This window comes from Kocuria sp. MNB10, from assembly GCF_054073685.1.
On sequence record NZ_CM133411.1, the window covers coordinates 289,574 to 303,482 of the forward strand.

Sequence of the window (13,909 nt, forward strand, 5' to 3'; positions counted from 1 at the left end):
CAACCATCCAAGCCGGCAGTGTTCCCGTGTGCGTAGTATCCGTGTCCGCTTGCTGATATTCCACCCATGAGCAAAACACCCACCACCGACTCAACGGCGCACCACGATCTCGTGGTCTGTGGGGCCACCAGCCACCCGGCCGGTCAGCGTGCTCCTTAGAAAGGAGGTGATCCAGCCGCACCTTCCGGTACGGCTACCTTGTTACGACTTAGTCCCAATCGCCAGTCCCACCTTCGACGGCTCCCCCCACAAGGGTTAGGCCACCGGCTTCGGGTGTTACCAACTTTCGTGACTTGACGGGCGGTGTGTACAAGGCCCGGGAACGTATTCACCGCAGCGTTGCTGATCTGCGATTACTAGCGACTCCGACTTCACGTGGTCGAGTTGCAGACCACGATCCGAACTGAGACCAGCTTTTTGGGATTAGCTCCACCTCACGGTATCGCAACCCATTGTACTGGCCATTGTAGCATGCGTGAAGCCCAAGACATAAGGGGCATGATGATTTGACGTCATCCCCACCTTCCTCCGAGTTGACCCCGGCAGTCTCCTATGAGTCCCCACCATCACGTGCTGGCAACATAGAACGAGGGTTGCGCTCGTTGCGGGACTTAACCCAACATCTCACGACACGAGCTGACGACAACCATGCACCACCTGTACACCAGCCCCACAAGGAGGAAAACCCATCTCTGAGCCGATCCGGTGTATGTCAAGCCTTGGTAAGGTTCTTCGCGTTGCATCGAATTAATCCGCATGCTCCGCCGCTTGTGCGGGCCCCCGTCAATTCCTTTGAGTTTTAGCCTTGCGGCCGTACTCCCCAGGCGGGGCACTTAATGCGTTAGCTACGGCGCGGAAAACGTGGAATGTCCCCCACACCTAGTGCCCAACGTTTACGGCATGGACTACCAGGGTATCTAATCCTGTTCGCTCCCCATGCTTTCGCTCCTCAGCGTCAGTAACAGCCCAGAGACCTGCCTTCGCCATCGGTGTTCTTCCTGATATCTGCGCATTTCACCGCTACACCAGGAGTTCCAGTCTCCCCTACTGCACTCAAGTCTGCCCGTACCCACTGCACACCCGGGGTTAAGCCCCGGGCTTTCACAGCAGACGCGACAAACCGCCTACGAGCTCTTTACGCCCAATAATTCCGGACAACGCTTGCGCCCTACGTATTACCGCGGCTGCTGGCACGTAGTTAGCCGGCGCTTCTTCTGCACGTACCGTCACTTTCGCTTCTTCCGTGCTGAAAGAGGTTTACAACCCGAAGGCCGTCATCCCTCACGCGGCGTCGCTGCATCAGGCTTGCGCCCATTGTGCAATATTCCCCACTGCTGCCTCCCGTAGGAGTCTGGGCCGTGTCTCAGTCCCAGTGTGGCCGGTCACCCTCTCAGGCCGGCTACCCGTCGTCGCCTTGGTAGGCCATTACCCCACCAACAAGCTGATAGGCCGTGAGCCCATCCACAACCAGTACAAACCCTTTCCACCCCCCACCATGCGACAGGAGGTCATATCCAGTATTAGACCCAGTTTCCCAGGCTTATCCCAGAGTCAAGGGCAGGTTACTCACGTATTACTCACCCGTTCGCCACTCATCCACCCAGTGCAAGCACCAAGCTTCAGCGTTCGACTTGCATGTGTTAAGCACGCCGCCAGCGTTCGTCCTGAGCCAGGATCAAACTCTCCGTCAAAAAACATTCAACAGAAACCACCCCACCACCACACCAAACAGCGCAGCAGAACCAGGGCAGGATCCCAGCTGACACCCAACACCCCCAGGAAACGGGAAAACACCCAGGGGACTGTCAGGCCATCAACCAAAAACAAAAACTTTGGTATCAACAAACTAGACACACTATTGAGTTGACAAACAACAAACCACACCACCAGACCCCTCACCAGGGCCACAACGGTCGGTTGTCCGATCGAACCGCTCGGGGCCGATCGACGATTTTGGTAGCTGCCTCTCGGATCGAACCTCTTCGGTCCGCCGCGAAGCGACTCATCAAGCTTAGTTCCGCGTTGCTCGGCGTGTCAACTTGACTGTTCAAGCCGATTCGCTTCGCGCTGCCGAATGCCAGGTAACCATAGCATGAACGAGGTCCGACATGTCGGGCTGATCTTTGCTGGTCACCCCGCGGCTCCGGTTCCTTCTCGGTTCCTCGCCGCGGCGACTCGGAATACATTACACACGAGCCGGGACCGGCGCAAAACGCTGGCCCCGGCTCGCGGGTGCTCCGCCGTGCGGCGGTTCCGGGCGTCCATGCCCGGGGTATGTGACCAGGGCCCGACGGGGACCCGGTGCCCGACGATCAGCTCCCGACCGTGACGGCTGCCAGGTTCTTCTTGCCCCGGCGCAGCAGCGCGAACCGACCGTGCAACAGGTCGTCCGCGGTCAGGGTGGCGTCCTCCCCCGAGAGCTTGCGGTTGTTGACGGAAGCACCGCCCTCCTTGAGCGTGCGCCGCGCGGCGGACTTGGATTCCGCCAGGCCCGTGGCCACGAGCAGATCCACCACGGCGTGCTCACCCGGTGCGACCTCCGCGTGGGGCAACTCTGCCGCGACCGCCGCGAGCGTGTCTTCGTCCAGGTCCTCGAAGGAACCCTTGCCGAACACGGCGGCGGACGCCTCGATCGCCTTGCGGGTGGCCTCGGGCCCGTGCACCAGGGTGTTGACGTCCGAGGCTAGGACCTTCTGGGCCTCACGCCGGAAGGGTTCCTCCTCGGTGAGACGCTGCAGTTCCGCGATCTCCTCGCGGGTGCGGAAGGTGAAGACCTTGAGTCGATCCGCCACGTCCGCATCCGCGGTGTTGAGCCAGAACTGGTAGAAAGCGTAGGGCGAGGTCAGTTCCGGATCCAGCCAGATGGCATTGCCCTCCGACTTCCCGAACTTGGTGCCGTCCGAGTTGGTGATCAGCGGCGTGCCAATCGCGTGCACCGTGGCACCCTCGGCCTTGCGCACCAGGTCGGTGCCGGAGGTGAGGTTGCCCCACTGGTCGGAACCGCCGGTCTGCAGGACGCAGTCGTACTGCCGGTACAGGTTGAGGAAGTCCAGTCCCTGCAGGATCTGGTAGCTGAACTCGGTGTAGGAGATCCCCTCTTCCGAGTTCAACCGCTTGGCCACGATGTCCTTCTTGATCATGGTGCCCACGCGGAAGTTCTTGCCGATGTCCCGCAGGAAATCGATCGCGGACAGCTGGGACGTCCAGTCCAGGTTGTTGACCATGCGCGCGGGATTGTCCCCCTCGAAGGACAGGAACCGCTGGACCTGTTCGCGCAGCAGGTTTACCCATTCGGCCACGGTCTCGCGCGAGTTCAGGACGCGTTCCGAGGTCTGCCGCGGATCACCGATCAGCCCGGTGGACCCGCCGACCAGACCGATCGGGTGGTGTCCCGCGAGCTGGAGTCGGCGAAGCAGCAACAACTGCACCAGGTGTCCCAGGTGCAGGGAGGACGCCGTGGGGTCGAACCCGCAGTAGTACGTGATGGGACCACCGTCGAGCGTTTCCTGCAGGGCCTCCGCATCCGTGGAGACCTGCACGAGTCCGCGCCAGTTCAGCTCCTCCCACAGGGAGGAGAAGGACGGATCGTTGTGCTGGGTGCTGAGATCGGTGGTTGACACGTGGACTAAGTTATCAGGCCGCCGTGGGGTCCCCGGCGCCCGGTTCCCCGGGTTGCGGGGTGATCCCGTCGGGCAGTCCGTGGGCCGCCACGAGGTACAACCGCTGGGTGGGACGCGTCATGGCCACGTACAGATTTCCCGGGCCCCCGGCGGGGTCGTCCGCGATCTCCGTGGGTTCCACGACCACCACGGAATCGAACTCGAGGCCCTTGGCATCCCACGGGGTGAGCACCATGATCCGCCGGTCCAGGCTGCGCATGCCCGCGGCCACGAGCCCCGGGAAGGCCTCGTCCAGGGCCTTACCCACCGCGGCCAAACGTCCCCCGGGACACACCACTCCCACGAGACCCCCGGCGAGCCGCTCCAGTTCGCGCCGCACCTGCGCCACGATCTCCGCGGCCAGCTCCGCCTCGACGGCCACCGGCACGATCACGGGCGGATCGCCGCCGCGCACCGCCGTGGGATCGGAGACCGCGATCCCCGTAGCCTGCGCGACCCGCACCGCGGCGTCGGCGATCGGTTGCGGGGTGCGGTAGTTGACCGTGAGTTCCTCGAGCGTGAAGCGCTCCCCCACGAACGGCTCGAGCGCCTCGTCCCAGGTCCGGGCCGCCGCCGCGTTCCCCGCCTGGGCGATGTCCCCGACCACCGTGAAGGACTTCAGGGGGCACCGGCGCATGAGCACGCGCCACTGCATGGGCGAGAGTTCCTGCGCCTCGTCCACGACTACGTGCCCGTACGCCCACGTACGGTCCGACGACGCCGCTTCGGCCGCCGTCATCCGGTGCGGCGCCTCAGCGTTGAAAGACGTGAGCTGTTCGACCGTGACGACGCCCTGGGCACCGATGTCCTCGAAACCCTCCGCCATGGCCTCGAGCGCCTTCTGCGCCGATTCCTGGGCCTTGCGCTCCTCGAGCGAACGGTCTCCGCGCACCTTGATACCGGCGGACTCGAAGTCGCCCAGCAGTTCCGCGGCCTCGTCCAGCAGGGCGACGTCGGGTACGGTCAACGGCGCGTCGACGGGCCGCAACAGGCGCGAGACCTGGGCGTCCGAGAGCCGCGGGGCGGCGGAGCGCAGGTAGTGTTCCTTGGTGAACAACTGAGCCACGAGTTGCTGGGGTGTCAAGGGCAACCACAGCAGGTTGAGCGCGATGCGTACCTCTCGGGACTGTCGCAGGTCCTCCTTGAGGTACGAGCGGTCCATCGTGGTCCCGGCCTTCTCGTTGAGCTCGTCCCCGAGGTTCTGGGCGAGCTCCTTGACGATGACCTTCACGAACGTCTCGCGGGCCTCGTTGTGCGGCTTGCCCGTGGCGCGCGCACGCTCCCGGGCCCGGCGCACGAGCGAGGGTTCGAGCCGCACGCGGTGGCCGTCCACGGTGAGCCACTGCGTGCGCTCGGGAACCTTCTCCCGGTCAGCAACGGCGCGCTTGATGACGTCCACCATGTGCAGCCCGGACTTCCAACGGGTCACCCAGGGGTCGGTCTCGACCGTGCCGTGCACACCCGGATAGAGGTCCGCGAGGGACGACATCACCACGCCGGTCTCCCCGAGCGCCGGAAGCACGCGTTCGATGTACCACAGGAACGACGACGACGGACCCACGATCAGCACACCCGACTTGGCGAGCCGCTCCCGGTGTTCGTATAACAAGTACGCGGCACGGTGCAGGGCCACGGCGGTCTTGCCGGTACCCGGGCCACCCTGGACCACGCGCACCCCGGACAGCGGGGCGCGAATGATGCGGTCTTGTTCGGCCTGGATGGTGGCGACGATGTCCGTCATACGGCCCGTGCGCTCGGAGTTCAGGGCCGCGATGAGCGCGCCCTCGCCGTGCACAACCTCGGCGTCGGAGACGGCACCCGGATCCAGGACGTCGTCCTCGAGGGCGGTGACGTCCCGCCCGTCCATGATGAGGTGGCGTCGACGCACCAGGTCCATGGGGTTGGCGGCGGTGGCCTGGTAGAAGGCCCCGGCCTCGCGGGCCCGCCAGTCCAGTACGAGCCGGCGGTGGTCCTCCGTGGCCAGTCCGAGCCGGCCCACGTAGTGCCGCTCCCCCTCGGTGGTGTCCAGGCGACCGAAGACCAAACGTTCATCCACCGAGTTGAGTTGGGTGAGGCGGTCCTCGTAATGCGTGGCGAATGCGTCACGTTCGGAGCGCGCCTGGTGTCCCCCGCCGAAGTTCGTGGTCCGGACGCGGCGCAACTCGTCCGCATTGAGTTGCCGCAACTCGTCCAACCGGGCGTAGGCCTCGGCGACGTAGCGCCGTTCCTCCCCCAGTTGCCGGGACACCTCCACGGATGCGGATTCCTCCACGCACTTCACCTCACGCACACTGCCGACGGGTCCGGTCGCTCAACCGGCGATCGTCTATCCTACCGCTCGATCCGCGCGACTCCCCCGTCACACGCGCAACAGTGCGCGCACGCGATGCCCACCCAGTTGGGCCCGGCCGCGCAGCGCAGTCAGCTCCATGATCACGCCGAAACCCGCGACGTTGTACCCGCCGCGCGTCAACAACGACGCCGTGGCACCCAGGGTCCCGCCCGTGGCGAGGACGTCGTCCAGGACCAGGACGCGCGAACCGCGGGGAGCGTCGTCGGTGTGGATCTCCAGGGTGCCCGTGCCGTACTCGAGGTCGTAGGCCTGGGAGATGGTCTCGCGCGGGAGCTTGCCCGCCTTGCGCACCGGGATGATCCCCACCCCGGAGGCGTACGCCACGGCCGCGGCGATCATGAATCCGCGCGCCTCCACACCGGCCACGCAGTCGTACTGGCCGCGGAAGGCGTCCACGAGCGCGTCCACGGTGCGCTGGAAACCGTCCCCGTCCGCGAACAGGGGCGTGAGATCGCGGAAGAGCACCCCCGGCTCGGGATGGTCGGGGATCTTGGCGCACAACCGGTCGATCATCTGTTCCACGGATTCAGTCACCGCTCCATCGTATCCGGCGCACCGCGCGGCGGGCGGTGCGCTAGCGCGTGCGGCGGCGTTTGACGGTGGCCTTGCGGTACGGGGAGACCGTGGGCTCGCCCGGCAGTGCGTAGCGCCACGGGTACGCGTCCGTCCCGCCCTCCCCGGACACGCCCGTCCGGGCCGTCACGACGACGTCGCTCGCGGGGCGTTGCGCGAGGACCAGTCCGGTCCACGTGTCCTCACCGCGCCGTTCGACCTCCTCGCGCGCCCGGGCCACGGGATCGGGGGCGGTGCCGAGATCGGCGAGCGCGGCGCCGTCGTCGTCGCGGGTCAGTGCGAGGGCTTGCGCCACGTTGCCGGGCCCGCGCGCGAGCGAGGCGAAGGCCGGTGCGGAACTGCGGTTCGCGAGCCTACGCTGCGTGGCCACCTCGGAGCCCAGCACGACCTCGCCCGAGCGGATCAGGACACCGCCCCCGACGCCCTCGGGCCGGCACACGAAGTTCACCGCGTGATGCAGCCCGTACGTGAAGTACACGTAGACGTGCCCGGGCGGGCCGAACATCGAGGCGTTGCGCGCCGTGCGACCCCGGTAGGTGTGGGCCCCGGGATCCGGCAGGTCCGAGTCCTGCGGGCCGCCGTAGGCCTCGACCTCGGTCAGCCGCAGCCCCACCGTGCCCCCGGGGCGCGCGCACACGAGGACGGCGCCGAGCAGCCGGGGAGCGACGTCGGGGGCCGGGGCGAGGAGAAGCTCGTGCAGTCCGGCCGTCACGAGACGACGGGCTCGCGCGCGGCGAAGGCGTCCAGCTCCGCGAGCTGCCGTTCGAGCTCGGTGAGCTGTTGGGCGACCGCGTCCGGCGCGGTGCCGCCCTGGGAGTTGCGCGAGGACAGGGAGCCCTCGACCGTGAGCACCTCCCGGACCCCGGGCGTGAGGTGCGGGGAGATCGCGGCGAACTGCTCATCGGTCAGGTCCCACAGCTCGATGCCCTCGTCCTCGCACACGCGCACGGCCTCCCCTGAGACCTCGTGCGCCTCGCGGAACGGGACGCCCTGGCGCACGAGCCACTCGGCGACGTCGGTCGCGAGCGCGAAACCCTGGGGGGCGAGCTCGGCGAGGCGCAGCGTGTGGAACTCGAGGGTCGCCATCATGCCCGTGACGGCGGGCAACAGAACCTCGAGCTGGTCGATCGCGTCGAAGACGGGTTCCTTGTCCTCTTGCAGATCCCGGTTGTACGCCAGCGGCAACCCCTTGAGGGTCGCGAGCAGACCCGCGAGGTCACCGATCAACCGCCCGGCCTTACCGCGCGCTAGTTCCGCGACGTCCGGGTTCTTCTTCTGCGGCATGATCGATGAGCCGGTCGAATAGGCGTCGTCCAGGGTCACGAACGAGAATTCCTTGGTGGCCCACGTGGTCACCTCCTCGCTCATCCGGGAGACGTCCACGGCGGCCATGGCGCACACCCACGCGAACTCCGCGTAGACGTCCCGCGACGCGGTGCCGTCGATCGAGTTGAACACCGCGGAGTCGAAGCCGAGCTCGGCCGCCACGGCATTGGGGTCCAGGCCCAGCGACGATCCCGCGAGCGCGCCCGAACCGTACGGGGACACCGCCGCACGGTTGTCCCAGTCGGCGAGCCGCTGGACGTCCCGCAGTACCGCCCACGCGTGGGCGAGCAGGTGGTGGGACAGCAGCACGGGCTGGGCGTGCTGCAGGTGGGTGCGCCCGGGCATGGGGGCGTACGGGTGGCGCCGCGCCTGCTCCACGAGGGCTCGCACGAGCTCCAGCAGGTTGCGCGCGATGATCGAGGCGTGGTCGCGCAGGTACATCCGACCCAGGGTCGCGATCTGGTCGTTGCGGGAGCGACCCGCGCGCAGCTTGCCGCCGAGGTTCGCCCCGGCGCGCTCGATGAGCCCGCGTTCGAGGCACCCGTGGACGTCCTCGTCCGACGGCGACGGCGCGTACGCCCCGCTGCGCACGTCCGCCTCGAGCCGGTCAAGTGCGTCCAGCATCCCGCTCAACTCGTCCTCGCTCAACAGGCCGGCCGTGTGCAGCACGCGGGCGTGGGCGCGGGACCCCGCGATGTCGTACGGCGCCAGACGCCAATCGAAATCGGTGGACTTGCTCAGCGCGGCGAGGGCGTCCGCGGGCCCGCCCGCGAATCGACCGCCCCACAGGGCGCCCTCGTTGGTTCCGTGCTGCTCGTGCTGGGCCATGATGCTCCTCGTGGACGTCGTGGGACCGTGGATTGCCGGGCACTCACCCGGCGTGGGGAACGGCCGGGCTCCAGTCTAGGAGCCCGGCCGTTCGCGATGATGTGGTGATCACCCGCGCACCGGGGCGCGGGAGACGGATGTCAGCCCTCGGCGAGGCCCTGCTCGCGGCGGGAGGCCACCTTGGAGGACATCCCGAACAGTTCGATGAACCCGCGGGCGTTGGACTGGTCGAAGGAGTCACCCTCGTCGTACGTGGCCAGGTTGAAGTCGTAGAGACCCGTGGACGAACGCCGCCCGGTCACGGTGGCCCGGCCCGCGTGCAACTCCATACGGATGTCACCGTTGACGTACTTCTGGGTGTCCTCGATGAACACGTCCAAGGACTTCTTCAACGGGGAGAACCACTGGCCGTCGTAGACGAGCTCGGTCCAGCGCTGACCCACGGTCTTCTTGAAGCGGGCCTGCTCGCGCTCGATCGTGACGTTCTCGAGTTCCTTGTGCGCGGCGATCAACGCCATGGCACCCGGGGCCTCGTAGATCTCGCGGGACTTGATGCCCACGAGCCGGTCCTCAACGATGTCGATCCGCCCCACACCCTGGGCACCCGCGCGGCGGTTGAGCTCCTGGATGGCCTGCAGCGGCGTGACGGGCTTGCCGTCGAGCGCCACGGGCACGCCCTGCTCGAACGTGATCACGACCTCGTCCGCGGCGGGCGGGAACGTGGGATCGTCCGTGTAGTCGTAGACGTCCTTGGTGGGCGCGTTCCAGATGTCCTCGAGGAACCCGGTCTCCACCGCGCGGCCCCACACGTTCTGGTCGATCGAGAAGGGGTTCTTCTTGGTCGTGGCGATCGGCAGGTTGTTGTTCTCCGCGTACGTGATGGCCTTCTCACGGGTCAACGCGAGGTCACGTACCGGCGCGATGCACTTGAGTTCGGGACCCAGGGTCTGGATGCCCACCTCGAAGCGCACCTGGTCGTTGCCCTTGCCCGTGCAGCCGTGGGCCACCGTGGTGGCACCGAACTGCTTCGCGGCCTTCACGAGGTGCTTGACGATCACCGGGCGGGAGACGGCCGAGACCAGGGGGTAGGAGTCCATGTAGAGACCGTTGGCCTTCAACGCGGGCATGCAGTACTCGCTCGCGAACTCGTCACGGGCGTCCGCGACGTACGCCTCCACGGCACCGCAGTCCAGGGCGCGCTGACGCACGGTCTCGAGGTCCTCGCCACCCTGTCCGACATCCACGGCCACGGCGATGACCTCGGCACCGGTGGCCTCACCGATCCACCCGATGGCCACGGACGTGTCCAATCCGCCCGAGTAGGCCAATACCACGCGATCACTCACGGTGCTTTCCTCCACAACTGCTCGACGACGCCGACTACGCGGGAGTGCCCCGCGGCTCATGCATGACTATACACAGCAATCAGTATTTATGCATCGAGGGTCAGTTCGCGCTTGAGGATCTTGCCCGTCGGGCCTTTGGGCAGCTCGTCCGTGACGCGGTAGATGCGGGGGTACTTGTACTTGGCCACCCGTTCCTGCACGAACGCGTCCAGCTCTTGCGTGAGCGCCTCGCGGCCCTTGGACTCGAGCACCCCGGACTCGAAGACCACCACGGCCCCGACCTCCTCGCCGTGCTTCTCGCTCGGGACCCCCAGCACCGCGGCCTCCACCACGCCGGGGAACTGGTAGATGGCCTCCTCGACCTCGCGCGGGTACACGTTGTAACCGCCGCGCAGGATCATGTCCTTCTTACGGTCCACGATGAAGAACGCGCCGTCCTCGTCCTCGCGGGCCATGTCACCGGTGTGGAACCAGCCGCCGCGCATCGCGTTCTCGGTGGCTTCGGGCTTGTTCCAGTAGCCCTTCATCACGTACTGCCCGCGCACCACGAGCTCACCGACCTCGTTGGTGGGGACCTGCTGGTCGTCCCCGTCCACCACGCGCAGCTCCGCACCGCGCACGGCCGTGCCGATGGAGCCCGGCTTGCGCTCGTTGCCCGGCTGGTTGAAGCACACCACCGGCGAGGTCTCGGACAGCCCGTACCCCTCGAACACGGTGGTGTTGAAGACCTTCTCGAACTTGACCATGACCTCCACGGGCATGGGGGACCCTCCGGACACGCCGGCACGCAGGTCCACGCCCTCGACGGCCTGCGGGTCCTGGTTGGCCTGGTGCAGCAGGGCCACGTACATGGTGGGGACCCCCGCGAAGATCGTGACACCGTCGCGGCGCAGGATCTCCAGGGCCTTGCCCGGGTGGAAGCGGGGCAGCAGAGTCACGGCCGCACCGCTGCAGATCACGCCGTTGAGCGCCACCGTCTGGCCGAACACGTGGAAGAAGGGCAGCCCACCGAACATCACGTCCCCGTGGTGCAGGTTGAACACCTCGCCGGAGACCTCGGCGTTGGTGAGCAGGTTGTGGTGGGTCAGCTCCGCCCCCTTGGGGCGGCCGGTGGTCCCGGACGTGTAGAGCAGCACGGCCGTGTCCGAGTCCTGACGCTCCACGACGTCACGGTCGGGATCCACACCCTGGAGGCGCTCCACCGTTCCGCGGGCGCTGATGGGCAGCACGTTGAGGCCCTCGATCTCCTCGGCCGCCTTCTGGCTGGCCTGCGCCATGTCCTCCCACGCGAGCACGAAGGAGCACCCAGAGTCCTGGAAGTGGTAGGTGAGCTCTCGGGGCGTGAGCAGGGGGTTGAGGGGGACTACGATGCCGCCGGCGCGCAGGATCGCGTAGTACAGCACGGCCATGTGGGGCACGTTGGGCAGCACGAGGGCCACGCGGTCCCCCGGTCGGATGCCGTTGGCCTTGAGCAGCGCCGCGCCGCGGGCGGAGAGATCGTCCAGCTGCCCGTAGGTCATGTGCAGCTCGTCGAGAATGATCGCGGGATCGGACGTGTACTGGGCGGCCGAGGTGGTGAGCAGGGTAGCCAGGTTGGTCATGGGTCCTCCAGAAGACGGTGTGAGTTCTAACACGTGATACTGCCCGTATCGGATATTCGAGTCAAACGTCGACCCCGCCCGGATTCCGCGTGCGACACTAGACAGCGCCGCACGCGACGAGCCCCGGCCGCCGCTCTCCGCAATCCCGTCAATTCGTTCCCGGGCCACGGGCCGTGGCCCCCGCACAGGAGGATCCCCCGTGACCGACCAGCACAGCAACGCGCAGAGCCCCCAATTCACCGAGGCGGAGCTGGCCTACGTCTCATCCCTGTTCGATGCCGCCCGCAACGGCGACACCCAGCTGCTGAGCTCTGCGCTCGACGCCGGGGTGCCGGTCAACCTCACGAACAGCAAGGGGGACACCCTGCTGAACCTGGCGGCGTACCTGGAGCGCGAGGAGACGGTGGCCATGCTGCTCGCCCGCGGCGCGGACACCGAGCGCGTGAGCGACATGGGCTTCACTGCCCTGGTCTGTGCGGTGTTCCGCGGCAACGAGCCCATTGCCCGCGCGCTGCTCGAGGCGGGGGCGGGCCAGGCCACGGGTCACCAGCACGCACAGGACGTGGCCCGCGTCTTCGGCCAGGAGCACCTGCTGCCGCTGCTGGAGAGCTACGAGACGCGCGAGGCCTGAACCGGGCGGACGGCACCTGCTCTTCCAGGGGCTGGGGGCCCACCGCCGGGAGGTGGCACGGGTGCGGACGGCGCGCGGGCGGCGTCCGCGTGCCTGGTGGGCGCGCTCAGCGGGCGAGGTCCAGGAACTTCCGCGCGAGCTGCTCCCCGCCCTGGGGATCCCGGCTGACCACCATGATGGTGTCGTCCCCGGCAATGGTGCCGAGCACCTCGGGGAGCAGCGAGTGGTCGATCGCCGAGGCGAAGTACTGCGCGGCCCCGGGCGGGGTGCGCAGGATCACGAGGTTGGCGCTGCCCTCGGCCGTCACGAGCAGCTCGCGGCACAGTGCGGCGAGCTTGGCGTCGGTGCTCTCGCGGGTGACGCCGCTGGTCGGGGACCGGTCCACCCCCGCCTGGGGAACCGCGTAGACCATGCCCCCGCTCGCGGAGCGCACGCGCACCGCCTCGAGTTCCACGAGGTCCCGGGACAGGGTCGCCTGGGTCACCTGGATGCCGTCCGCCGCGAGCAGTTCGGCCAGTTCGGCCTGCGAGTGGACGTCTCCTCCGGTCACAAGTTCGAGGATCCGGGCCTGGCGCGCCGTCTTGGTCGTGGGGATGCTCACCGTGCCTCCTCCCGGCGCAAGGCGGCGGGCAGGTCCGCGGCCAGTCCCGAGGAATCCAGCAGGAACGTGAGCAGGGCCTTCTGCGCGTGCACCCGGTTCTCGGCCTCGTCCCACACCCGGGACGCGGGGCCGTCGATCACGTCCGCGGCGACCTCGAAGCCGCGGTAGGCGGGCAGGCAGTGCAGGAACACGGCGTCGTCGGCCGCGAGCGCCATGGCCTCGGAGGTCACGGAGTACGGCGTGAAGATCTGCGCGCGCTCGGTTTTCTCGCTCTCCTGGCCCATGGACACCCACGTGTCGGTGACGACGGCGTCCGCGTCCTCCAGCGCCTCTCTCGCGTCCGTGGTCACGAGCACCGAGCCGCCGGTGAGCTCGGCACGTTCGCGGGCCGCGGCGACGACGTCCTCGCGCGGCAGGTAGCCTTCCGGTCCGGCCACGCGCACGTGCATGCCGGCCGTGGCGCAGCCGAGCAGGTAGGAGTTCGCCATGTTGTTGGCGGCGTCCCCCAGGTAAACCAGGGTGCGCCCGGCCACGTCCCCGAACTCCTCGCGCAGCGTCAGCAGGTCCGCGAGGATCTGGCACGGGTGGTAGTCGTCGGACAGGGCGTTGATCACCGGGACGTCGCTGAACTCGGCCATCTCCTCGAGCCCGGACTGCGCGTACGTGCGCCACACGATCGCCGCGAGCATCCGGGAGAGCACGCGGGCGCTATCCGCGACGGTTTCCTTGTGGCCCAGCTGGGACTCCCCCGGGTTGATGATCAGCGGGTTGCCGCCCAGGTCGCTCACCCCGGCCGCGAACGAGACGCGGGTGCGGGTGGAGGTCTTGTCGAAGATGATCCCCACGGTCTGCGGACCCGCGAGCGGGCGGCGGGAGAACCGGTCCGCCTTGAGCGCGGCGGCAAGGTCCAGGACCCCGGACTGTTCCTCGGGGGTGAGATCGGTGTCGACCAGGAAGTGACGGGGCACGGGGGATTCTCCTTCGGGTGTGG

The 13,909-nt window shown here is 67.6% G+C and carries 10 protein-coding genes and 1 rRNA gene; 1 reads left to right on the plus strand and 10 read right to left on the minus strand.

What is annotated here, in order from left to right; genetic code table 11:
* Nucleotides 1-159: 159 nt before the first annotated feature.
* From ACW9PK_RS01255 to ACW9PK_RS01290, 8 genes are all read right to left on the minus strand, one after another.
* Nucleotides 160-1,691: ribosomal RNA gene (locus ACW9PK_RS01255) — 16S ribosomal RNA — on the minus strand.
* Between the two features lie 621 nt (nucleotides 1,692-2,312).
* Nucleotides 2,313-3,620: a tyrosine--tRNA ligase gene (tyrS, locus tag ACW9PK_RS01260; protein ID WP_064845917.1), complete on the minus strand. Its 1,308-nt coding sequence runs from the start codon at nucleotides 3,618-3,620 to the stop codon at nucleotides 2,313-2,315.
* 13 nt (nucleotides 3,621-3,633) lie between these two features.
* The gene (locus tag ACW9PK_RS01265) at nucleotides 3,634-5,949 is read right to left on the minus strand and encodes a HelD family protein (RefSeq protein ID WP_167318634.1); all 2,316 of its coding nucleotides are present in this window, start codon (nucleotides 5,947-5,949) and stop codon (nucleotides 3,634-3,636) included.
* 69 nt (nucleotides 5,950-6,018) lie between these two features.
* The gene (locus ACW9PK_RS01270) at nucleotides 6,019-6,546 is read right to left on the minus strand and encodes an adenine phosphoribosyltransferase (RefSeq protein ID WP_064845919.1); all 528 of its coding nucleotides are present in this window, start codon (nucleotides 6,544-6,546) and stop codon (nucleotides 6,019-6,021) included.
* A 40-nt stretch (nucleotides 6,547-6,586) separates the two neighbouring features.
* Nucleotides 6,587-7,297 (minus strand): DNA-3-methyladenine glycosylase, encoded by a 711-nt coding sequence (locus tag ACW9PK_RS01275; RefSeq protein ID WP_085106714.1) that lies wholly within the window; start codon nucleotides 7,295-7,297, stop codon nucleotides 6,587-6,589.
* Nucleotides 7,294-8,739: an argininosuccinate lyase gene (gene argH, locus ACW9PK_RS01280; protein ID WP_457016278.1), complete on the minus strand. Its 1,446-nt coding sequence runs from the start codon at nucleotides 8,737-8,739 to the stop codon at nucleotides 7,294-7,296. The genes ACW9PK_RS01275 and argH overlap by 4 nt, the downstream gene beginning before the upstream one ends.
* A gap of 140 nt (nucleotides 8,740-8,879) precedes the next feature.
* Nucleotides 8,880-10,085 (minus strand): argininosuccinate synthase, encoded by a 1,206-nt coding sequence (locus ACW9PK_RS01285; protein WP_064845922.1) that lies wholly within the window; start codon nucleotides 10,083-10,085, stop codon nucleotides 8,880-8,882.
* Between the two features lie 86 nt (nucleotides 10,086-10,171).
* Nucleotides 10,172-11,686: a long-chain-fatty-acid--CoA ligase gene (locus tag ACW9PK_RS01290; protein WP_144932667.1), complete on the minus strand. Its 1,515-nt coding sequence runs from the start codon at nucleotides 11,684-11,686 to the stop codon at nucleotides 10,172-10,174.
* A 199-nt stretch (nucleotides 11,687-11,885) separates the two neighbouring features.
* On the opposite strand from ACW9PK_RS01290, the gene ACW9PK_RS01295 reads away from it, so the two are divergent.
* A complete protein-coding gene (locus ACW9PK_RS01295; RefSeq protein WP_085106711.1) occupies nucleotides 11,886-12,317 on the plus strand; it encodes an ankyrin repeat domain-containing protein in 432 nt (143 codons plus the stop codon).
* 106 nt (nucleotides 12,318-12,423) lie between these two features.
* Here the strand turns inward: ACW9PK_RS01295 and ACW9PK_RS01300 are convergent, their stop codons facing one another.
* Both ACW9PK_RS01300 and argF read right to left on the minus strand, forming a co-directional pair.
* Nucleotides 12,424-12,918 (minus strand): arginine repressor, encoded by a 495-nt coding sequence (locus tag ACW9PK_RS01300; RefSeq protein WP_064845925.1) that lies wholly within the window; start codon nucleotides 12,916-12,918, stop codon nucleotides 12,424-12,426.
* Complete coding sequence (argF, locus tag ACW9PK_RS01305; RefSeq protein WP_457016279.1) at nucleotides 12,915-13,886, minus strand: ornithine carbamoyltransferase; 972 nt, start codon at nucleotides 13,884-13,886, stop codon at nucleotides 12,915-12,917. The genes ACW9PK_RS01300 and argF overlap by 4 nt, the downstream gene beginning before the upstream one ends.
* Between the last annotated feature and the right edge of the window lie 23 nt (nucleotides 13,887-13,909).